This window comes from Pseudonocardia sp. 2-7 (genome assembly GCF_056341085.1).
On the sequence record NZ_CP094507.1, the window covers coordinates 2,925,371 to 2,945,255 of the forward strand.

At 73.8% G+C, this 19,885-nt stretch carries 21 protein-coding genes and 1 pseudogene; 8 read left to right on the forward strand and 14 right to left on the reverse strand.

The features are described from left to right. Nucleotides 1–54: 54 nt before the first annotated feature. Nucleotides 55–228, reverse strand: a pseudogene (locus MTO91_RS14205) (short-chain dehydrogenase); the annotation flags it as partial. Nucleotides 229–407: 179 nt separating this feature from the next. Here MTO91_RS14205 and MTO91_RS14210 point away from each other — a divergent pair. Continuing rightward, on the forward strand, nt 408–953 hold the full coding sequence (locus MTO91_RS14210) for a pyridoxamine 5'-phosphate oxidase family protein (protein WP_178373773.1): 546 nt from the start codon (nt 408–410) through the stop codon (nt 951–953). Between the two features lie 11 nt (nt 954–964). Continuing rightward, nucleotides 965–1,567 (forward strand): TetR family transcriptional regulator, encoded by a 603-nt coding sequence (locus tag MTO91_RS14215; protein WP_062395095.1) that lies wholly within the window; start codon nt 965–967, stop codon nt 1,565–1,567. On the opposite strand, the gene MTO91_RS14220 is transcribed toward MTO91_RS14215, so the two are convergent. From MTO91_RS14220 to MTO91_RS14235, 4 genes are all read right to left on the reverse strand, one after another. Beyond that, nucleotides 1,518–2,711, reverse strand: a complete 1,194-nt coding sequence (locus MTO91_RS14220) for a 2Fe-2S iron-sulfur cluster-binding protein (RefSeq protein ID WP_476651469.1) — start codon at nt 2,709–2,711, stop codon at nt 1,518–1,520. The genes MTO91_RS14215 and MTO91_RS14220 overlap by 50 nt on opposite strands. Further along, nucleotides 2,708–4,594, reverse strand: a complete 1,887-nt coding sequence (locus MTO91_RS14225; protein WP_476651471.1) for an NAD(P)H-dependent oxidoreductase subunit E — start codon at nt 4,592–4,594, stop codon at nt 2,708–2,710. The genes MTO91_RS14220 and MTO91_RS14225 overlap by 4 nt, the downstream gene beginning before the upstream one ends. Beyond that, entirely contained in the window at nt 4,595–6,520 is a 1,926-nt protein-coding gene (locus tag MTO91_RS14230; protein WP_405417028.1) for a molybdopterin oxidoreductase family protein, read from the reverse strand. A 65-nt stretch (nt 6,521–6,585) separates the two neighbouring features. Next, complete coding sequence (locus MTO91_RS14235) at nt 6,586–7,374, reverse strand: NTP transferase domain-containing protein (RefSeq protein WP_476651472.1); 789 nt, start codon at nt 7,372–7,374, stop codon at nt 6,586–6,588. 51 nt (nt 7,375–7,425) lie between these two features. Between MTO91_RS14235 and fdhD the strand changes: the two genes are divergently transcribed. Then, a complete protein-coding gene (fdhD, locus tag MTO91_RS14240) occupies nt 7,426–8,253 on the forward strand; it encodes a formate dehydrogenase accessory sulfurtransferase FdhD (protein ID WP_062395101.1) in 828 nt (275 codons plus the stop codon). Nucleotides 8,254–8,262: 9 nt separating this feature from the next. Here fdhD and MTO91_RS14245 read toward each other — a convergent pair whose 3' ends face one another. Then, nucleotides 8,263–9,219: a DMT family transporter gene (locus tag MTO91_RS14245; RefSeq protein WP_476651473.1), complete on the reverse strand. Its 957-nt coding sequence runs from the start codon at nt 9,217–9,219 to the stop codon at nt 8,263–8,265. A gap of 73 nt (nt 9,220–9,292) precedes the next feature. Here MTO91_RS14245 and MTO91_RS14250 point away from each other — a divergent pair, with 73 nt between their 5' ends. Next, nucleotides 9,293–10,240, forward strand: a complete 948-nt coding sequence (locus MTO91_RS14250; RefSeq protein WP_062395109.1) for a LysR family transcriptional regulator — start codon at nt 9,293–9,295, stop codon at nt 10,238–10,240. A 52-nt stretch (nt 10,241–10,292) separates the two neighbouring features. On the opposite strand, the gene MTO91_RS14255 is transcribed toward MTO91_RS14250, so the two are convergent. After that, a complete protein-coding gene (locus MTO91_RS14255; protein WP_073574829.1) occupies nt 10,293–11,318 on the reverse strand; it encodes an LLM class flavin-dependent oxidoreductase in 1,026 nt (341 codons plus the stop codon). 88 nt (nt 11,319–11,406) lie between these two features. On the opposite strand from MTO91_RS14255, the gene MTO91_RS14260 reads away from it, so the two are divergent. Further along, nucleotides 11,407–11,916, forward strand: coding sequence for a copper chaperone PCu(A)C domain-containing protein (locus tag MTO91_RS14260; protein ID WP_476651475.1), 510 nt, complete (start codon nt 11,407–11,409; stop codon nt 11,914–11,916). 6 nt (nt 11,917–11,922) lie between these two features. Here the strand turns inward: MTO91_RS14260 and MTO91_RS14265 are convergent, their stop codons facing one another. The 5 genes from MTO91_RS14265 to dop form a co-directional block, all read right to left on the reverse strand. After that, nucleotides 11,923–12,441: an SRPBCC family protein gene (locus MTO91_RS14265; protein ID WP_374107506.1), complete on the reverse strand. Its 519-nt coding sequence runs from the start codon at nt 12,439–12,441 to the stop codon at nt 11,923–11,925. Next, the gene (prcA, locus tag MTO91_RS14270) at nt 12,438–13,253 is read right to left on the reverse strand and encodes a proteasome subunit alpha (protein WP_208823746.1); all 816 of its coding nucleotides are present in this window, start codon (nt 13,251–13,253) and stop codon (nt 12,438–12,440) included. Before prcA ends, MTO91_RS14265 begins: the two co-directional genes overlap by 4 nt. A 40-nt stretch (nt 13,254–13,293) precedes the next feature. Further along, the gene (gene prcB, locus MTO91_RS14275; protein WP_083474099.1) at nt 13,294–14,181 is read right to left on the reverse strand and encodes a proteasome subunit beta; all 888 of its coding nucleotides are present in this window, start codon (nt 14,179–14,181) and stop codon (nt 13,294–13,296) included. A 164-nt stretch (nt 14,182–14,345) separates the two neighbouring features. Continuing rightward, on the reverse strand, nt 14,346–14,543 hold the full coding sequence (locus MTO91_RS14280; protein ID WP_020626587.1) for a ubiquitin-like protein Pup: 198 nt from the start codon (nt 14,541–14,543) through the stop codon (nt 14,346–14,348). Nucleotides 14,544–14,650: 107 nt separating this feature from the next. Then, nucleotides 14,651–16,159, reverse strand: coding sequence for a depupylase/deamidase Dop (gene dop, locus MTO91_RS14285; protein ID WP_178373948.1), 1,509 nt, complete (start codon nt 16,157–16,159; stop codon nt 14,651–14,653). Nucleotides 16,160–16,268: 109 nt separating this feature from the next. On the opposite strand from dop, the gene MTO91_RS14290 reads away from it, so the two are divergent. Together MTO91_RS14290 and MTO91_RS14295 are read left to right on the forward strand one after the other, a co-directional pair. Further along, entirely contained in the window at nt 16,269–16,826 is a 558-nt protein-coding gene (locus MTO91_RS14290) for an NUDIX hydrolase (protein WP_208823751.1), read from the forward strand. Between the two features lie 166 nt (nt 16,827–16,992). Continuing rightward, nucleotides 16,993–17,187: a hypothetical protein gene (locus MTO91_RS14295; protein ID WP_062395124.1), complete on the forward strand. Its 195-nt coding sequence runs from the start codon at nt 16,993–16,995 to the stop codon at nt 17,185–17,187. 106 nt (nt 17,188–17,293) lie between these two features. Here the strand turns inward: MTO91_RS14295 and lpdA are convergent, their stop codons facing one another. After that, nucleotides 17,294–18,697: a dihydrolipoyl dehydrogenase gene (gene lpdA / locus MTO91_RS14300; protein ID WP_251782498.1), complete on the reverse strand. Its 1,404-nt coding sequence runs from the start codon at nt 18,695–18,697 to the stop codon at nt 17,294–17,296. Nucleotides 18,698–18,706: 9 nt separating this feature from the next. Further along, entirely contained in the window at nt 18,707–19,225 is a 519-nt protein-coding gene (locus tag MTO91_RS14305) for a MarR family winged helix-turn-helix transcriptional regulator (protein ID WP_346107370.1), read from the reverse strand. Nucleotides 19,226–19,315: 90 nt separating this feature from the next. Between MTO91_RS14305 and MTO91_RS14310 the strand changes: the two genes are divergently transcribed. After that, nucleotides 19,316–19,873 (forward strand): YceI family protein, encoded by a 558-nt coding sequence (locus MTO91_RS14310; protein WP_346107368.1) that lies wholly within the window; start codon nt 19,316–19,318, stop codon nt 19,871–19,873. Nucleotides 19,874–19,885 lie beyond the last annotated feature (12 nt).

Consider the following 19,885-nt stretch of genomic DNA (forward strand, 5'->3'; position numbering starts at 1 on the left):
GGCTACTCAGCTATATCCGCCCGATTTTCGGCGAGAACTACGGCGACCCCCGCACGCGTCGCGCCAGGTGTCGGCGGTGACCCCGAACTGCTCCAGCATGATCTCCGAGCGCAGCCAGCCCGGGGTGACCGCGACCGCGGTCCCGCCGTGCCCGCGCAGCTCGTGCGCCCAGGACCGGGCCAGCCGGATGGGCGCGATCTTGGCCAGGTCGTAGAAGACGTTGAGCCGGCGCCCAGCTCGACCGCGATCCCCCGCCCGGCGCCGCGCGTCGCGCCCGCCACCAGCGCCACCCTGTCCCTCAGGTCCGTCACACCGGGCAGCCTGCCAGGGACCGAATTGTTTGTAAACGAGCATTCGGTTATGTTCGTCGGAGCCGACCCGAGCCGACGAGGGGACCGACCACCGGCATGTTCGAGACGACCACCGAGCTCACCGACCTCCAGCGGCTGCTGGACGCCTCCGTCTCCGGAGCCGGGGACCACCTGCGCAGCATCGTCACCCCGGGGGAACGGACGCTGACCGCCGCGCAGCTCGTCCGGGTCGCCACCGGGATCTGCACCCTGGCGCTGGCCACCACCACGCGGCGCGGCGAGCCCCGGGTCAGTGGTGTGGACGGACACTTCCTGCACGGCGCGTGGGTCGTCGGCACCGACCCCGGCGCCGTGAAGGCACGTCACCTCGCGGACCGCCCCGCGGTGAGCGCCGCCCACCTGCGCGGCGACGACCTCGGGATCTTCACGCACGGGACCGCGCACCCGCTCAACCCGGCCGGCGCGCCCGCGCACCCCCGGTGGCCCGCGACCCTCGACCACCTGCAGCGCTGCTACGGACCGGAGGGGTTCGTCTGGGACGAGGTCGTCTTCTACCGGATCGAGCCGACCTGGATGGTCGCCTACAGCCCCGACCCGGCCGGCCTCGCCGGGTCCGCGGCGTCGACGGCGCCGCCCGCCTGAGAGGGTGAGCCGTGCCCCGTCGCAAGCAGGTCCCCGACGCGGACGTCCTCGACGCCGCCCTCGACGTGCTGCACGCCCGCGGGCCGCAGGCGCTCACCTTCGCCGCGCTGGCCGGGGCGAGCGGGCTGGCCCCGGCCACGCTCGTGCAGCGCTTCGGCGGCAAGTCCGACCTGCTGCGCCGGACCCTGCTGCACGCGTGGGACCGGCTCGACCGCGAGACCGCCGGGAGCGGCGCCGAGGCGGAGCGCACGCCGGAGGGCGCCGTCGCGTTCCTGGTCGGGCTGTCGGGGCAGTACGGCGGGATCGACAGCTACGCCGACGCACTGCTGGTCCTGCGCGAGGACCTCCTCGACCCCGACGTCCGACGGCGGGGCGCCGCCTGGCGGCAGGCGCTCACCGACGTCCTCGACGCGTGCCTGGCCGGCACCCCGGGCGCCCCGGACGGCGCCGGCGCGCTCCTGGCGACCCACTGGCAGGGCACCCTGCTGTGGTGGAGCTTCGACCCCCGGCTGCCGGTGGCCGAGCACGTGGAGCGGGAGCTGACCCGGTTCGTGGCCGCGGTGCTCACGCCTCCGGCAGGTTCTGCACGTGCCGGAACCCGAACCGGCCCTTGATGCACAGGTGCCCGTGGGTGACCGAGTGGTCCGCCGGGCTGGTGACGTTGACGACCTCGCCCCGCTGCACGTGCAGCTCCAGGTTGCAGCCGACCCCGCAGAACGAGCAGATCGTCGTCGTGACGGTCTCCTCGTCGGGGTGCCAGTCGCCTGCCTCGCGGCGGTCGTGCTCGGCGACGGACTTCAGCGCCCCGGTCGGGCAGACCCCGATGCAGTTGCCGCAGTAGACGCAGGCCGACCCGGGCAGCTCGACGTCGTGCTCGGTGGCGATGCGGGCGTCGAACCCGCGGCCCGCGGCGGCGATCGCGAACGTGAACTGGGCGTCGGTCCCGCAGGCGTTGACGCACTTGTAGCACATGATGCACCGCGAGTAGTCCCGCACGTAGAGCTCGTTGTCGATCTTCACGGGCTGGGCGACGGTGGCCCGGGTCGCGCCGTCGGGGGCCGGGTGGTGACCGGCGTGGCGGCGGTCGCGCTCCCCCGCCGCGGCCGGCGGGGCGGGTGGGCCGTAGCGGTCGGGGTCGACGCCGTAGTCGGTCATCCAGCGCGCCACGTCGGCGCTCGCCTGGGTCATGTCCACCGAGGACGCCAGCAGTTCGAGGACCATCCGGCGGCTGTGCCGGACCGTGTCGGTGTCGGTCCGCACCTCCATGCCGTCCTCGCAGCGCCGCGCGCAGGAGGGCACCAGCGCGCGGGAGCCCTCGACCTCGACCACGCAGACCCGGCAGGCGTTCACCGGGTCCATGTTCGGCGCCCAGCACAGGGTGGGGGTGTCGGCCTGGGCGGGCGAGCCCTCGCGGTGCAGGGCGTCGAGGATCGTCGCGTCCTCCGGGACCCGGACCTCGGTGCCGTCCAGGGAGACGCTGACGGTGCGCCGGATCGCGCCGAGCATCACCGGGCCGCCGGCGAGCCGTTCGGCCGGTCCGGGACCGGAGCCCGCCGGGTCGGCGACGGTCACGCCGACCGCGCCGGCCCCGTTCGTGCGGTGCAGGGCGGCGACGCCCTCGCCCGCGCCGGGGCCGTCGCCGGGGGTGCCGTCGCCGGACGACGCGTCGGCCTCGGGCGCACCGTCGACCTCCCCGGCCCGGGGTGCCCGCGAGCCGCCGCCCGGCCCCATCGGGCCCTTCCCGCTGGTCGTGGTCATCGACGCCCTCCGTGTCCGTTCGACGAGTGCGACGGCGCCGCGATCAGCCCCAGGTCGAGTGCCGAGGCGACGGCCGACGGCGCGGTCTGCCCGAGCCCGCAGATCGACGCGTCGCGCATGACCCGCGCGAGGTCGTCGAGCAGGCCCAGCTCGGTCTCCCGCGACCCGAGCGGGGCACCGCGTTCCAGCCGGGCCAGTGCCTCCTCCTGGCGGACCGTCCCGACCCGGCACGGCACGCACTGCCCGCAGGACTCGTCGCGGAAGAAGGCCGCGATCCGGCGGAGGGTGGCGGTGAGGTCGGCGCGGTCGTCGAACACGAGCACGACACCGGACCCGAGGGTGGCGCCGATGTCGCGGGCCCCCTCCAGGGTGAGGGGCACGTCGAGGTCCTGCGGGAGGACGAACCCGCCCGCGGCGCCGCCCAGCAGCACGGTGCGCAGCGTGCCGCGGGTGCCCCCGGCGAGGTCGAGCAGCTCGCGCAGGGTGGTGCCGAAGTCGACCTCGTACACCCCGGGGGCGCCGACGGCACCGGAGACGCAGAACAGCTTGGACCCGGTGGACCGGCCACCGCCGACCGCGGCGAACGCCCCGCCGCCGATGTTCAGCACCTCCAGCACGTTGTAGAGGGTCTCGACGTTGTTGATCGCGGTCGGCTTCCCGAACAGCCCGGAGGTCGCCGGGAACGGCGGCTTGTTCCGCGGCTCGCCCCGGTAGCCCTCGATCGACTCCAGCAGCGCGGTCTCCTCACCGCAGATGTAGGCGCCCGCCCCGCGGCGCAGGTCGATGTCGAAGGCGAAGCCCTCCCCCATCACGTCGTCGCCGAGGTGGCCGCGCGCCCGGGCCGCGGCGATCGCGTCCTGCAGCCGGCGGGTGGCCAGCGGGTACTCGCCGCGGACGTAGAGGTGCCCGACGGTGGCGCCGGTGACGTAGCCGGCGATCGTCATGGCCTCGACCAGGCCGAACGGGTCGCCCTCCATGAGCACCCGGTCCTTGAAGGTGCCCGGCTCGGACTCGTCGGCGTTGCAGACGAGGTGGTGCGGGCGCTCCGGGGACTGCGCCACACCCTCCCACTTGACGCCGGTGGGGAACGCGGCGCCGCCGCGCCCGGTGAGCGAGGCGTCCTTGAGCTCGGCGATCACCCGGGTGGCGCCGAGGCGGACCGCGCGGCGCAGGGCCGCGTAACCGCCGCGGGCGCGGTAGTCGTCGAGCGAGGTGGGGTCGACGACGCCGACCCGGCGCAGCAGCCGCAGGTGCTCCCCGGTCCGGGTCTGCGGGGCCGAGACGGTGGTGTCGGCGAAGGCCCGGTCGGCCTCGGCCGCCTGCTCCCCGGCCGGGTCGGCGGGCGCGTGCGCCGCGGCGAGGACGGCCTGCGGGGTCGCGGGGGCCTGGGACAGGTCGGGCTCGCCCGCGCGCTGGTGCAGCACCGCGGGCGCCCGCTCGCACAGTCCCAGGCAGGGGCTGCGCACCACGCAGGCGCGCCCGCCGTCGAGGTCGCGCTCCAGCGCCGCGACGATCTCCTCGCCGCCGGACGGGCCGCACGCCACGTCGTCGCAGACGTGCACCACCCGCGGCGCGCGCGGCTCCACCGAGAACATCGCGTAGAAGGTGGCGACGCCGTACACCTCGGCCGGCGGGACCTGCAGCGTCCGCGCGACGTGGTTCAGCGACCCCTCCGACAGCCAGCCCGCCGCGTCGTGCACCGCGTGCAGCAGCGGCAGCAGCAGGTGGCGCCGCGAGCGGGCGGCGTGCCCGGCGTGCGCCGACCGGGTCGGCCGGTCCCCGGCGGTGGCGTCCGCGGCGGTGGGGGCGAGCAGCGCGAACGCGGCGTCGATCGTGTCCCGTTCGGCCGCGGTCGGTGCGGCGGTGGAGATGTGGAGATCCATTCACAGCCTCTCGATCCGCACGGCGGTCGCCTTGAACTCCGAGGTGCCCGACTTGGGGTCCCAGGCGTCGTTGGTGAGCGCGTTGACGTCGACCTGCTCGGTGAAGTGCGGGGTGAACGACGCCAGCCCCGGCCGCAGCGACCGGTCGACCCACACCGGCGCCTCGACACTGCCGCGACGGCTGGTGACCCGCACCCGGTCGCCGTCGGTGACGCCGAGCGCGGCGGCGTCGGCCGCGTCGATGCGCAGCGACTCGCGGCGGCGCAGCGGCGAGGCGTAGCCGCCGGTCTGCACCCCGGAGTTGTAGGCGTCGAGCAGCCGCACCGTGGTGAGCCGGATCGGGTACTCCTCGGTGAGCTCGTCGGCCGGCGGGACGTGCTCGACCGGGGTGAACGGCGCCGGCGCGCCGCGCTCGTCCGGGTCGTCGGCCCACAGCCGGGTGTGCATCAGCGGGGTGCCCGGGTGGTCCTCGGCGGGGCAGGGCCACTGGATGCCGCCGAGCGCGTCGAGGCGGTCGTAGCTCATGCCGTGGTGCCAGTTCAGCGACACCGAGCGCAGCTCGTCCCACACCTGCTCGGCCGTCGGCTCGCCCCAGTCGTGCCCGAGCCGCTGCGCGACGCCGCAGATGATGTGGGTGTCGGGGCGGGCCAGGCCCGGCGGGTCGAGGGCCTTGCGGACCCGCTGGACGCGGCGCTCGGAGTTGGTGACGGTGCCCTCGTACTCGCACCAGTCCGCGGCCGCGGGCAGCACGACGTCGGCGAGCTCGGCCGTCGCGGTGCGGAAGATGTCCTGGACGACGAGGTGGTCGAGGGAGGACAACAGGTGCCGGGCGTGGGTGGCGTCGGCCTCGGACTCGGCCGGGTTCTCCCCGATGCAGTACAGCGCGCTCATCTGTCCGGCCTCCATCGCCTCGAACATCTGCGACAGGTGCCGGCCGGGACGGTCGGGGAACTCGACGCCGCCGTAGACGGCGTGGAAACGGGCGTGGGCCTCGGCGTCGCCGACGTCGTAGCCGCCGGGCAGCTTGGCCGGGATGGCACCCATGTCGCCGCCGCCCTGCACGTTGTTCTGCCCGCGCAGCGGCACCAGGCCGGAGCCGTAGCGGCCGACGTGCCCGGTCAGCAGCGCGAGGTTGATCAGGGCGAAGACGTAGTCGGCGGCGTTGTGGTGCTCGGTGATGCCCAGGGTCCAGCAGATCTGGGCGCGGTCGGCGCGGCCGTAGGCGTGCGCCAGCTCCCGGATCGACGACGCCGGTACCCCGGTGATCTCCTCGGCGCGCTCCAGCGTGTACGGCTCCACCGCGGCCCGGTAGTCCTCGAAGCCGGTGGTGGAGCGCTCGACGAACGCGTGGTTCACCAGCCCGGCGTGGATGATCTCGCGGCCGACCGCGTTGGCCAGCGCGATGTCGGTGCCCACGTCGAGCCCGAGCCAGGAGTCCGCCCAGTGCGCGGTGGAGGTGTGGCGCGGGTCGACCGAGAACATCCGGGCGCCCTTGCGGATCCCCTGCAGCACGTGGTGGAAGAAGATCGGGTGCGTCTCGCGGGCGTTACTACCCCACAGGACGAGGAGGTCGGCGTTCTCCGCCTCGACGTAGGCGGAGGTGCCGCCGCCGGCACCGAACACTGCCGTCAGACCGACGACGCTGGGAGCGTGTCAAGTGCGGTTGCAGCTGTCGACGTTGTTGCTGCCCATCACCGCCCGGGCGAACTTCTGGGCGACGTAGTTCATCTCGTTGGTCGCCTTGGAGCAGCTGAACATGCCGAAGCGGTCGCCCGGGACACCGGCGAACCCGGCCGCGGCACGGTCGAGGGCCTCGTCCCAGGACGCCGGGCGCAGCACCCCGTTCTCGCGGACCAGCGGCTCGGTGAGGCGGACGTGGCGGGGGCGGAAGCCCCGGCGCGATCCCTGCGGGCGGGTGGCGGTCATCGTCGACCTCCGGGGTGGTGGTGGTGACCTTCGGCCTCCGCACCGTAGCAAGGTCGAGACCCCCGTCACACCCCTTCGAGCTCGTCACCGGTCACCAGCGGGAACCACGGCGGCAGCGGCCCCGTCCCGCCCGCGACGGCCACCGGGCGCCCCAGCTCCCCCGCCGTGCGGGCGCGGACGGTGCGGATCACGCCCCCCTCGACCAGCCGCACCGCGGGCAGCGGGCGGGCCCGGGCCGCGGCCAGCTCGGCGGGGGTGTTGACGTTGGTCAGCGACGCCAGGTCCGGGTCGAGGCGGGCCAGTACCGGGTCGCTGCGCAGGGTCTGCTCGCCGATCCGGCGCACCGCGACCCGGTCGAACAGCGACGGCGGGCGGCCCTGCCCGGCCGCGGTCAGCCCGTCGATCACGGGGGCGAGTGCGGTGGCGTAGGCGGCGGCGAGCGGCTGGTGGTGCCCGAACGCCTCGGGCAGCGCGACGTCGTGCTCCCCGCGCAGGTCCAGCACGCGGGCGGCGAAGGCGGGGTGCAGCAGCGGCAGGTCGACCGACGCGACGAACGCCGCCTGCGCCCGGCCCGCGACGGCGGCCAGCCCGGCGCCGATCGCGGGCAGCGGGCCGAGCCCGGGGACCGGGTCGTCGACGACCTCGGTGCCCGGCGGCAGCTCCGGCAGCTCCTGCCCGGCGGCACGCACCACGACCAGCGGCCCGTCCACCGCCCGGCCCAGTACGGCGACGGTGCGGGTCAGCAGCGCCGCCCCGTGCCAGTCCAGCGACGCCTTCGCCGACCCCATCCGCGAGGACGCACCGCCCGCCGGCACGATCCCCGCCCCCGGCCGCCGCCCCCCGTACCCGCGCACGCGGCCGATCCTCCTCCTACCCTGGGGGGTCGACAGCGGGAGGGGATCGGAATGGGACGGCTCACCGTGCGGCGACCGGTGCTGCACCTGAACGCGGACGGCAGCACTCGCTCGCGGCCGGACACCCTGGTGGCCGAGGAGCCGCTGGAGCTGCGCGTCGGGGGGAAGGCGCTGTCGGTGACGATGCGCACCCCCGGCCACGACGTGGAGCTCGCGCACGGGTTCCTGCTGACCGAGGGTGTGATCGGCTCCGGGCTGGACCTGGCCGGGGCCCGCTACTGCAACTCCGTCGACGAGCAGGGCCGCAACACCTACAACGTGCTCGACGTGGACCTGGCCGAGGGCGTCGCCCCGCCGGACGCGTCGGTGGAGCGGAACTTCTACACCACCTCGTCGTGCGGGGTGTGCGGGAAGGCCTCGCTGGACGCGGTGAAGCTCAAGACCCGCCACTCCCCGGCCGCGGACCCGCTGCGGATCGGCCGGGAGCTGCTGCTGGAGCTGCCCGACCGGCTGCGCGAGCACCAGAAGGTGTTCGGCTCCACCGGCGGGCTGCACGCCGCCGCCCTGTTCGACGCCGACGGCGGCCTGCTCGCCGCCCGCGAGGACGTGGGCCGGCACAACGCGGTGGACAAGGTGCTGGGCCGGATGGTGATGGACGGCCGGGTGCCCGCCACCGGCACCGTGCTGATGGTGTCGGGGCGGGCGTCGTTCGAGCTGGTGCAGAAGGCCGTGATGGCCGGGGTGCCGATGCTCGCGGCGGTGTCGGCGCCGTCGTCGCTGGCCGTCGAGCTGGCCGAGGAGTCCGGGATGACCCTGGTCGGGTTCCTGCGCGGGCGGACCGGCAACGTCTACACGGGGGCCGAGCGCATCGAGCTCTGACCAGGCGGGTCAGGCCCGCGGGGTGAGCGTGGCCCAGGCCCGTTCGTGGCGGTCCACCACCCGGCGCAGCCGCCCGGTGGTCCCGGCCGGACCGACCAGCGCGGCGACGGTGGCGACGACCAGCGCGCAGCCCGCGACCTGCCACGCGGTCAGGGTCTCCCCGAGCACCAGCATGCCGAGCACCACCGACAGCACCGGGTGCACCAGCAGCAGCGCCCCCGCGGTGCCCGGCGCCAGCCCGGCCGAGCCGCGCCCGATCAGCACCCAGGACACCACCTGCCCGGCCAGCGCCAGCACGATCAGCCAGGCCCAGGTCGTCGCGGGCAGGGCGACCGCGATCCCGCCCCCGGCGACGGCGACGATCCCGCAGGTCACCCCGGCCCCGACGGTCGCCAGCGCGACCGGGGTCACCAGGTGACGCGGGCGGCCCCGCGACACCGAGCGGTTCAGGTGCAGGAACCCGGCGTAGGCGATCCCGGCGAGGGTGCCGAGCACCGCGCCGCGCACCGGCTCGGGTCCACCCACCCCGGCTCCGAGCACCCCGCCGGCCAGCGCGATGCCGCCCAGCAGCAGCGGCGCCGCGTACACCAGCCGGCGCGGGACCCGCTCCCCCGCGACGACCCAGGCGATCAGCGGCAGCGCCAGCACCTGGATGTTGAGCACGACGTTCGCGATCCCGGCGCCCGCGTCGAGCACCGCGCGGGTCCACAGGAGGAAGTCCGCACCGAGGAACACCCCGGACAGCAGGGACCAGCCGACCGTCGCCGGCGGGAGGCCACCGGCGCGGCGGTACTCGGCCAGTGCCCACGGCCCCAGCACGACCAGGGCGAGCACGCACCGCCAGACCGACGCCGTCGCCGGGTCGGCGCCCGCGAGCGCGACGAGGATGCCGGTCCAGGCCAGGACCGAGGCGCCGGCGACGAGAAGGAGGGCGGAGTGCGGATCGGGGGTGGTGCGTGCGTTCACGTGCTCCACGATCCCCGCCGGCACCGCGAAGCTCCAATGATTGTTCCTACCCGGTACCGATAAGCTGTGCTGTGTGATCTCCTGGGACCGGCTGCGGGTGTTCGACGCCGTCGCCGAGCACGGTTCGGTCGGCGCCGCCGCGGCCGCGCTGCACATCACCGGGCCCGCGGTGACCCAGCAGCTGCGCAAGCTCGAACGTGAGACCGGCACCCGGCTCGTCGAACCGGACGGGCGGGGGATCCGGCTCACCGCGGCCGGGCACGTGCTGGCCGGGCACGCGGCCACCGCGGCGGCGACCGTCGCCGGCGCCGAGCGCGACCTCGCCGCCCTGCACGACGACGCCGCCGGACCCCTGCGGATCGGCTCGGTCGCGAGCGCCCTGCGGACCCTGCTGCCCGAGGTCATCGACGGACTGGCCGCCGCGCACCCCCGGCTGGTCCCCACCGTCGACGACGGCGAGGTCGTCGACCTGCTGCCCGCGCTGCAGTCGCGCGACCTGGACGCGGTGCTCATGGAGAGCTGGACCCAGCGTCCGGCCCGGCTGCCCGCGGGGATCCGGGTGACCGCGCTGGCCACCGAGCCCGCGATGCTCGCCGTCCCCGCCGACGACCCGCTCACCGGGCCCGACCCGGTGCCGCTGCGCACCCTGGCCGGGCGGGTGTGGACCTCCGGCCCGGTCGGCACCGAGCCCTACGAGGCGCTGCTGCAGCTGCTGCGCGGCGTCGGGACCGAACCGGACATCCGCTACCGGGTCGGCGACTTCGCCACCCAGCTGGCGCTGGTCCGTGCGCGGCTCGCGATCGCGCTGGTCCCGGGCATGGCGGTGGCGGGGTCCGCGGTCCCCGGCGGCACCGGCCCGGTCCCGGTCACCGCCGACGACGGCGTGCGCCTGCTGCCCTGCCGGCCCGCGGCGGGCCGCTCACTGGTCCTGGCCACCCGCGGGTCCGACGCCGACCTCCCCGCCCTGCGCGCCCTGGTCGACGGCCTGCGCGCCGCGGCGGCCCGCATCATCCCCGCCTGAGTCCCGGGGCCGCAGCCACTCCCTCCGGCCGCCGGGGGGAGTGTGGGTCCGCTCAGGCGAGCATGTCGCGCACCATCGGGATGACCCGGGTGCCGTACAGCTCGACCGCGCGCAGCCGGGCGGACACCGGCTGCGGCCCGACGGTGTAGATCAGGTCGAAGCGCTGGGCGCCCAGCGAGCGGATCGAGTCGGCGATGCGGCGGGCCACCGTCTCGGGGGACCCGACGTGCAGCGCACCGCCGGAGACCTCGGCCTCGAACCGGGCGCGGTCCAGCGGCGGCCAGCCGCGCTGGGCGCCGATCCGGTCCATCTGCGCCTTGTACGGGGCGAAGAAGATCTCCTTCGCCTCCTCGTCGGTGTCGGCGACGAAGCCCGGCGAGTGCATGCCGACCGGCTTCGCCGCGTGCCCGAACTGCTCGACGGCGCGGTGGTAGAGGTCGACGTAGGGCGCGAACCGTCCGGCCGGGCCGCCGATGATGGCGAGCATCAGGCCCAGGTCGTGGCGGGCGGTGCGGACCACCGACTCCGGCGAGCCGCCGACCCCGACCCACACGGGCAGCCGGCGGCCGGTCGTCGGGAAGACCTCGACGCCGTCGAGCGCGGCGCGGGTGGCGCCCCGCCAGGTCACCGGCTTCTCGTCGAGGAGCTGCACGAACAGCTCCAGCTTCTCCTCGAACAGCTGCTCGTAGTCGTTCATGGAGTAGCCGAACAGCGGGAAGGACTCGGTGAACGAGCCGCGGCCCACGATGACCTCGGCACGGCCGTCGGACAGCGCGTCGAGGGTGGCGAAGCGCTGGTACACCCGCACCGGGTCGTCCGAGCTGAGCACGGTGACACCGGAGGACAGCCGGATCCGGGAGGTACGGGTCGCGATCCCGGCGAGCACCGTCTCCGGGGTGGTGATGGCGTACTCGGGGCGGTGGTGCTCCCCCAGCGCGACGACGTCGACGCCGGCCCCGTCGGCCAGCACCACCTCGTCGACGACCTGGCGGATGGCCTGCGGGTGCGACAGCGGCGTGCCGTCGTCGCCCACCGGCACGTCGCCGAAGGTGTCCATGCCGAAGACGATGTCGCTCATCCGCTCCCCCAATATGGTTGATTCTTCAACCATCATGCCACGGAGACGGACCGTGCGTGGACGGGCCCGGAACGGGGAACCCGGGCACATGCGACGTACCGCGCCCGCACTGCTGGCCCTGTTCCTGCTCGCGGGGTGCGGCACCGCCGCACCCACCGTCGACCTGGACGACCCGATGGGCACCGCGGGCGACGCGGTCGCCTCGATCGGCACGATCGAGATCCGCGACGCGGCCATCGCACCCGCCGACGACGCCGAGGGCGGGATCGCCCACCCCGCGGGCTCCGACGTCGGGCTGCGCCTCGTCGCGGTCAACAGCGGCGACACCGCCGACCGGCTGGTCTCGGCGAGCTCCCCGCTGGCCGAGGACGTCGCCGTCGGCGGCGAGCAGGCCCTGCTCGGCGGCGCGACGCTGCTGGTGGGTGACACCGGGTCCACCGCCCCCGCCGGCGCGGCGTCGGTCACCCGGGCCACGGTGACCCTCGACGACCTGCGCCAGGCCCTGTCGGTCGGCCCGACCTACCCGGTCACCCTGACCTTCGAGCGCGCCGGGTCGGTCACCCTGGAGCTCCCGGTCGACAACCCGGACCGCGGCTGAACCCGCTCAGCGCTCGCGCGCCCCGAGGCGACGCAGCAGATTGGCCGCGAACCGGTCCCCGGTCGCGTCCATCGTCGCCTTCATCGTGCGGGTGACCACCGGCGCCGCGAGCCGCGACAGCGGCATGTCGACGTCGACGGTCAGCGAGATCTCCAGGTGCGTCGCCGGCGAGCCGTCCGGCTCCGGGTCGGCGTCGCTCAGCGCGTAGTAGCCCTCCGCGCCCGCCCACTCGCTGACCCCGGTGGGCGGCGCATGGGTGAACTCGATCCGCTTGCCCTCGACGAAGGTCATCCGCTCGGTGAACACCGGCTTGATGCCCACCCCGAGCACCGCGATCCGCACCATGTGCCAGCGCCACAGCTCGTAGCCGTCGACGGCCGCGTCCCGCGCGGAGTCGGCGTCGATCCGGTTGAGCAGCGGCGTCAGCGTCGGCAGCACATCGGGATCGGTCAGGACGCGCCATACGTCGTCTCGCGAGGCCGTCACGACGGCCTCGGACGCGGTGGTCGCGGAGAAGCGGGTCAGGACGCCCCGTCCCCGCCCAGCGCCCCACCGGCGGCCGGGGTGTCGTCCCCGCCCGCCACGTCGGGCTCGGGCTCCTCGGTGCCGCGGTTCGCGGCCGGGAGCAGGTCGGCCAGCGCCGCACCCTCGAGACGGCGGAAAGTCCGCCGTGGCCGGGTCCGGTCGAGCACCGCGACCTCCAGCGCCTCGGCGCCCAGGACCCGCGGCTGCGCGTTCGCGCCGTTGCCGGGCGACGCCGGGTCCGCGCCCGGCACCTGCAACCCGCCCAGCGCCACCTCGATCGCCGCACCCAGCTCCAGGCCGTACTCGTAGGTCTCGGACAGCTTCTGCGAGATCGGCTCGGTCTGACCGCCCATGACGACGAACCGCGGCTCGTCGGTGATCGACCCGTCGTAGGTGATCCGGTACAGCTGGTCCCCGGCGGCCTCGACGCCCACCTCGGCGACGCAGAGCTCCACCTCGAAGGGCTTCTGCTGCTCCACGAACGCGGTGCCCAGCGCCTGGGCGTAGGCGTTGGCCAGCATCCGGCCGGTCACGTCGCGCCGGTCGTAGGTGAACCCGCGGAAGTCGGCCATCCGGATCCCGCCGGTACGCAGGTTCTCGAACTCGTTGTACCGGCCGACCGCGGCGAAGCCGATCTTGTCGTAGATCTCGGAGACCTTGTGCAGCGCCGTCGACCGGTTCTCCGCGACGAACAGCACGCCACCGGCGTAGGTCAGCACGACCACGCTGCGGCCGCGCGAGATGCCCTTGCGGGCCAGCTCGGAACGGTCGCGCAGCAGCTGGTCGACGGAGGAGTAGAACGGCATCGTCATGGGGAGGCGCTCCAGGCTCGTGCTTCGTGCGGGGAGGGGGTCAGCGGGACGGACCGCCAGGGCGCTCCCGGCGCCCGGCGATCACCTGGTCGACGACGGCGGCGATCTCGGCGTCGTCGCGGCGCACGGCGCCCTCGGCGGTGATGCCGACGACCACCGGGTAGATGCGCCGCACCGTGTCCGGCCCACCGGTGGCGGTGTCGTCGTCCGCGGCGTCGTAGAGCGCCTCGACCGCGGTGCGCACCGCGCCGTCGAGGTCCGCGGCCGGGTCGTGCAGCTTCTTCAGCGACGACTTCGCGAACACCGAGCCGGAACCGACCGCGTGGAAGCCGAGGTTCTCGTCGTACCGGCCGCCGGTCGGGTCGAAGGTGACGATCCGGCCGGCCTGCGCCGGGTCGGCGGCGTCGGTGTCGTAGCCCGCGAACAGCGGGACGACGACGAAGCCCTGCATCGCCGCGCCCAGGTTCTGGCGGACCATGCCGGCGAGCTTGTTGGCCTTGCCGTCGAGCGAGAGCGGGACGCCCTCGAGCTTCTCGTAGTGCTCGAGGTCGACCGAGAACAGCCGGACCATCTCCAGCGCGATCCCCGCGGAGCCGGCGATGCCGACGGCGGAGTGGGTGTCGGTGACGAACACCTTCTCGATGTCGCGCTGGGCGATCACGTTGCCCGCGGTCGCGCGCCGGTCACCGGCGATCACGACGCCGCCGGCGAACAGCAGCGCGACGATCGTGGTGCCGTGCGGGACGCCCAGGGCGTCGGCGGAGGTGCCGGGACCGGCTGTCCGGTCCAGGCCCGCGCCGGGGAGCAGGTGCGGGGCCGCGCCGCCGACGAAGTCGGAGAACGACTGCGACCCGGTCAGGAAGGTGCCGAGCTGACCCGTGTGGTGCCCGGGCACCAGCCCGGAGGTGACCGACGGCCGGAACTCCATCTCTCGGACGTGCCTTTCGTTCGAACTGCGTGCGCCGGTGGTCCCGCTCCCCCACGTCGGCGGGGTCCGCGGCCCTTCCGGCACGGCCGGGCCCGCAGGTGCGGACCCGGCCGGGACGGTACTGCTGGTGCCGGGGTGCGGCAGGGTGAGTGGCCTCGTGGGGCTCACTCACCGCCCTTCTGCACGTAGGACCGCACGAAGTCCTCCGCGTTCTCCTCCAGCACGTCGTCGATCTCGTCGAGGATGGTGTCGACGTCCTCACCGAGCTTCTCGCGGCGCTCCTGACCGGATCCGGACGCGTTCTCCCCGGACTCGTCGTCTCCGTCGCCGCCACCCTGGCGCTTGGTCTGCTCCTGGGACATGACGCCTCCTCCTCGCAGAGTTGCCTGCAGGTTCACCCTACCTACCGGGGGCGACAAAATCGCCTGTTGCGCAGCGGCGTGTGATCCGCTCCCCCCGGCGGGCGGGCTCAGGAGGCGGTGAGCTTGTCGACCAGCTCCTCGGCCGTCGACACCGCCTCGAACAGCTCCCCCACGTGCTTGCGGGTCCCGCGCAGCGGCTCGAGTGTCGGAATGCGCACCAGGGACTCGCGGCCCAGGTCGAAGATCACCGAGTCCCAGGACGCGGCGGCGACCTCGACCGGGAACCGGCCCATGCAGGTGCCGCGGAAGTAGGCGCGGGTGTCCTCGGGCGGCTCGGTCATCGCCGCGGCGACCTGCTCCTCGGTGACCAGCCGGCGCATCGACCCGCGGGTGACGAGCCGGTTGTAGAGACCCTTGGCCAGCCGCACGTCGGAGTACTGCAGGTCGACCATCCCGAGCCGGCCCGACGCCCAGGTCAGGCCGTCGCGCTCGCGGTAGGCCTCGAGCAGCTTGAGCTTGGCCGTCCAGTCGAGCCGGTCGGCGGTCAGCATCGGGTCGCGCTCCAGGTCGACCAGAACCGACTCCCACTCCTCGACGACCTCGCGGGTGTCGGGGTCCCACTCCTCGCGGCGCGGGGAGACGGTCTGTTCCATGTGCTCGACCGCGCGGGCCAGGTACTCCTGCTGGATCTGCACCGCGGTGAGGTGACGGCCGTCGGCCAGCGGGACGGTCCGCTGCAGCGTCGGGTCGTGACTGATCCGTGAGACCGACTTCACCGGCTCGGCCAGGCGCAGGTCCTCGAACGAGCGCCCCTTCTCGATCATGTCGAGGACCAGGGCGGTGGTGCCGACCTTGAGCAGCGTCGAGATCTCGGACAGGTTCGCGTCGCCGATGATGACGTGGAGGCGGCGGTACTTGTCGGCGTCGGCGTGCGGCTCGTCGCGGGTGTTGATGATGCCGCGCTTGAGCGTGGTCTCCAGGCCGACCTCGACCTCGACGTAGTCCGAGCGCTGGGCGATCTGGTAACCGGCCTCGTCACCCTGCTGGCCGAGGCCGACCCGGCCGGCGCCGCAGACGACCTGGCGGGTCACGAAGAACGGGGTGAGGCCGGTGACGATCGACGGGAACGTCGTCGTCCGGGCCATCAGGTAGTTCTCGTGGGAGCCGTAGCTGGCGCCCTTGCCGTCGACGTTGTTCTTGTAGAGCTGCATCCGCGGCGCGCCCGGCACGGTGGCCGCGCGGTTCGCCGCCTCCAGCATGATGCGCTCGCCGGCCTTGTCCCAGGTCACGATGTCGCGCGGAGACAGGACCTCGGGAGTGGAGTACTCCGGGTGGGCGTGGTCGACGTAGAACCGGGCGCCGTTGGTGAGGATGACGTTCGCCGCGCCGAGGTCGTCGAGGTCGGTGTCGAGCTGCGGCGCCAGCGACGGCGCCGACAGGTCGAACCCCCGGGCGTCGCGCAGCGGCGACTCCACCTCGTAGTCCCAGCGCGCCCGGCGGTTGCGGGGCACGTCCGCCGCGGCGGCGTAGGCCAGCACCACCTGCGTCGAGGTGACGACGGGGTTCGCGGTGGGGTCACCGGGCACGGCGATGCCGTACTCCACCTCGGTGCCCATGATCCGGCGGGCCGTCACGACCGGCCCCCTGCGCGAGAGTGCATTGCACGAGACTAACCGTCCGCGCCCCCACCCGGGGTGCACCGAGGCCCGGCGGGATCATCGTGGCGTGACCGATCCCGCACGTGAGCGCCTGACCGTCTTCGACGCCGGGGGCGCGCCCACCGGCGTCGCCGAGCGCGGCGAGGTCTACGCGCGCTCGCTGTGGCACGCCACGACGGCGGTCCTGCTCCGCTCCGCCGACGGCACGCGGGTCTACGTGCACCGTCGCACCGACACCAAGCTGGTCATGGCCGGGATGTGGGACTGCCTCGCCGGCGGGGTCCTCGACGAGGGCGAGACCCCCGACGCGTGCGCCGCCCGCGAGCTGGGCGAGGAGCTCGGCGTCACCGGCGTGCCGCTGGAGAAGCTGGCCGTGGTCGCCTTCGACGCCGCCGCGCTGGGTGTCGACACCGGGCCCGGCACCGGCCCGGACGGTCTGCGGGCCCACGTGCACGTCTACCGCGCCTTCTCCGACGGCCCGGTGACCCACCAGCCCTCGGAGGTGGCCGAGGGCGGTTGGTGGACCCTCGACGAGCTGGCGGCCCGGATCGGCGCGCCGGACCGGGCCTGGGTCCCCGACGGCCTGTACGTCACCCGCCTGCTGCTGGCCGACCTCGTCCGTTAAGGTCCTCGGGCCAGCGCGTTTACCAGTGGGTAACATACGTCACCCACATCGGTACCTGAATCGGTCGACACCGGGCGGGTCGCGCGACGCCACCCCGGGAAGGGCCCAGCGTGGAGCCTCCCCGACGCCCACCACGCCCACCACGCGACAGTTCCAGGAGTCACCCATGGTCAGCATCTCGGTCTCGGCCCGTTCCCTCGCCGCCGCCAGGCTGATCGATCCCGACGTCAACACCGCCGCCGTGCAGGCCGCGGTGGAGGCGGCACTGGCCGCCGAGCGCCACGAGCAGCGCGCCGCCGCGGGCTCCACCACGCGTCGCGAGCACACCGCCCGCCGCGAGCCGGACTCCCGCCGGTCCTGACCCTCCCCGCCCGCCCCGCCGGCGGGTCCCCGTGCACCCGGAGGCGGGGCCGGACAGCGCGACGGGCCCGCTTCCCGGGTGGGACGCGGGCCCGTCGCGGCCGTGATCAGAAGTTGATCATGTGGCCGGCCAGGCCGTGGATCGCCTCCTGCAGGCACTCCGACAGGGTCGGGTGCGCGTGCACGTTGCGCGCCATCTCGTGGACGGTCAGATCCCACTTCTGGGCCAGGGTCAGCTCGGGCAGCAGCTCGGTCGCCTCGGCGCCGATGATGTGCCCGCCCAGCAGCTCGCCGTAGGTGTCGTCGGCGATCAGCTTGACGAAGCCGGCGGGCTCGGCCATGCCGTGCGCCTTGCCGTTCGCGGTGAACGGGAAGGTCGCGGTGTTGACCTTCCAGCCCTTCTCGTCGGCCAGCTCGCGGGCCTCGGCCTCGGTGTAGCCGAACGACGCCACCTGCGGGTTGCAGAAGGTCGCGCGCGGCATCATCTTGTAGTTCAGCTCCTGGGTCTCGGCGCCCGCCAGGGTCTCGGCGGCGACGATGCCCTGCGCCTCGGCGACGTGGGCGAGCATGAGCTTCGCGGTGACGTCACCGATCGCGTAGACGTGCTCCACGCTGGTGCGCATGTAGTCGTCGATCTCGATGGCGCCGCGCTCGGTGAGGTTCACGCCGAGCTTGTCGAGGCCGTAGCCGTCGACCCGCGGGGCGAAGCCGATCGCCTGCACGACCTTGTCGGCGCGCAGCTCCTCGCTGCCCTTGGACGAGGAGACCGAGACGGTGACGCCCTTGCCGTCGTCGGTGATGGACTCGACCTTGGTGGAGGTCCGGACCGTCACGCCGAGCTTCTTGTAGGCCTTGAGCAGCTCCTTGGACACGTCCGCGTCCTCGAGCGGGAGCAGCCGGTCCAGGTACTCGACGATGGTGACGTCGACGCCGTAGTTGGCCAGCACGAACGCGAACTCGACGCCGATCGCACCGGCGCCGGCGATGATCACGCTCTCCGGCAGCTCGCGGGTGAGGATCTGCTCCTCGTAGGTCACGACGCGGTCGGACAGCTCGGTGCCCGGCAGCAGCTTGACGGTGGAGCCCGCGGCGATGATCACGTCGTCGTAGGTGACGGTCTCGTTGCCGCCCTTCGACAGCTCGACCTCGATCTCGCCCGGCTTGGTGAACCGGCCGAACCCGTCGAACTCGGTGATCTTGTTCTTCTTCATCAGGAAGTGCACGCCCTTGACGCGCCCGTCCGCGACCGAGCGGCTGCGGTCGAAGGCGGCGCCGAAGTCGAGCGACACCTCACCGGACAGACCGAAGGTCTTCTGCTCCTTGGTGACGATGTGGGCGATCTCGGCGTTGCGCAGCAGCGCCTTGGAGGGGATGCAGCCCACGTTGAGACAGACACCGCCCCAGTACTTCTCCTCGATCACCGCCACACTGCGGCCGAGCTGGGCGGCACGGATGGCCGCCACGTATCCACCGGGTCCGGCTCCGAGTACGACGACGTCGAAATGAGGCATGTGCCCAGCCTAGGACGCCTGGGCCGGGTCCGGGCCGTCCGGTCCCGAGTCCCGGGTCACGGGCCACTCCCCGCCACCGGACAGGTGCGCGACGACCGCCTCGCACGCCTCGCGCAGCCCGGCCTGCTGGGCAGGGGTCAGCCCGTCGAACACCGCCTCGCGGACGCTCTCGACGTGGTCCGGGGCCGCACCGGCCAGCACCTCGAAGCCGCGGTCGGTCAGCCGGGCCAGCTGGCCGCGGCGGTCGGTGGGACAGGACCGCCGCTCGATCCAGCCCGCCTCCTCCATCCGGGCCACCGCGTGCGACACCCGGCTGCGCGAGGACAGCGCGGAGTCCGCGAGGACGCTCATACGCAGAGTGCGGTCCGGCGCCTCGGACAGGCGGACCAGGATCTCGTAGTACGCCTGGGGCATCCCCGCCCCGGACTGCAGCCGTCGCTCGACCTTGTCCGACACCAGCCGCTGCGCGGCGAGGAACGCCCGCCACGTCCGCTGCTCCTCGTCGTCGAGCCAGCGTGTGTGACCCACAGCACCCTCCGAAACATTTGAGCGTTTCTCTTGTTGTCCCTAGTATCGCTCTCAACAAGTGAAAGTTCAACCATCTCGCGAGGAGACATCATGACCACGGCCACCACGATCCCCGGCTACGTCGTCGGCACCTGGGACATCGACGCGGCGCACTCCGACGTCTCGTTCTCCGTCCGTCACATGATGGTCAGCAAGGTCCGCGGGCGCTTCACCGGCGTCTCGGGCGAGCTCGTCACCGCGGAGAAGTTCGAGGACTCCAGCGTTACCGCGACCGTCGACGCCACCTCGCTGACCACCGGCCAGGAGCAGCGCGACGGCCACATCCGCTCCGCCGACTTCTTCGACGTCGAGAAGTACCCGGAGTGGGCCTTCCGCTCCACCGGCCTCACCGCCAAGGGTGAGGACTTCGTCCTGGCCGGCGACCTCACGATCAAGGGCGTCACCCGTCCCGTCGAGTTCGACCTCGAGCTGGGCGGCTTCGGCCCGGACGCCTACGGCGGCACCCGCGCCGGCTTCACCGCCACGACCACCGTCAAGCGCTCCGAGTTCGGGGTCGACATCGAGCTGCCGATGGACGGTGGCGGCGTCGTCGTCGGCGACAAGATCAGCGTCCTGCTCGAGATCGAGGCCGTCCTGAAGACCGCCTGACCGCACCCTCGC

Bases quoted from the DNA above. Each gene is read 5' to 3' on its own strand.
- MTO91_RS14210 (WP_178373773.1), top strand. From the start codon at position 408: ATGTTCGAGACGACCACCGAGCTCACCGACCTCCAGCGGCTGCTGGAC.
- MTO91_RS14220 (WP_476651469.1), bottom strand. From the start codon at position 2,711: ATGACCACGACCAGCGGGAAGGGCCCGATGGGGCCGGGCGGCGGCTCG.
- MTO91_RS14225 (WP_476651471.1), bottom strand. From the start codon at position 4,594: ATGGATCTCCACATCTCCACCGCCGCACCGACCGCGGCCGAACGGGAC.
- fdhD (WP_062395101.1), top strand. From the start codon at position 7,426: ATGGGACGGCTCACCGTGCGGCGACCGGTGCTGCACCTGAACGCGGAC.
- MTO91_RS14255 (WP_073574829.1), bottom strand. From the start codon at position 11,318: ATGAGCGACATCGTCTTCGGCATGGACACCTTCGGCGACGTGCCGGTG.
- MTO91_RS14260 (WP_476651475.1), top strand. From the start codon at position 11,407: ATGCGACGTACCGCGCCCGCACTGCTGGCCCTGTTCCTGCTCGCGGGG.
- prcA (WP_208823746.1), bottom strand. From the start codon at position 13,253: ATGACGATGCCGTTCTACTCCTCCGTCGACCAGCTGCTGCGCGACCGT.
- prcB (WP_083474099.1), bottom strand. From the start codon at position 14,181: ATGGAGTTCCGGCCGTCGGTCACCTCCGGGCTGGTGCCCGGGCACCAC.
- MTO91_RS14280 (WP_020626587.1), bottom strand. From the start codon at position 14,543: ATGTCCCAGGAGCAGACCAAGCGCCAGGGTGGCGGCGACGGAGACGAC.
- dop (WP_178373948.1), bottom strand. From the start codon at position 16,159: ATGGGCACCGAGGTGGAGTACGGCATCGCCGTGCCCGGTGACCCCACC.
- MTO91_RS14295 (WP_062395124.1), top strand. From the start codon at position 16,993: ATGGTCAGCATCTCGGTCTCGGCCCGTTCCCTCGCCGCCGCCAGGCTG.
- lpdA (WP_251782498.1), bottom strand. From the start codon at position 18,697: ATGCCTCATTTCGACGTCGTCGTACTCGGAGCCGGACCCGGTGGATAC.
- MTO91_RS14310 (WP_346107368.1), top strand. From the start codon at position 19,316: ATGACCACGGCCACCACGATCCCCGGCTACGTCGTCGGCACCTGGGAC.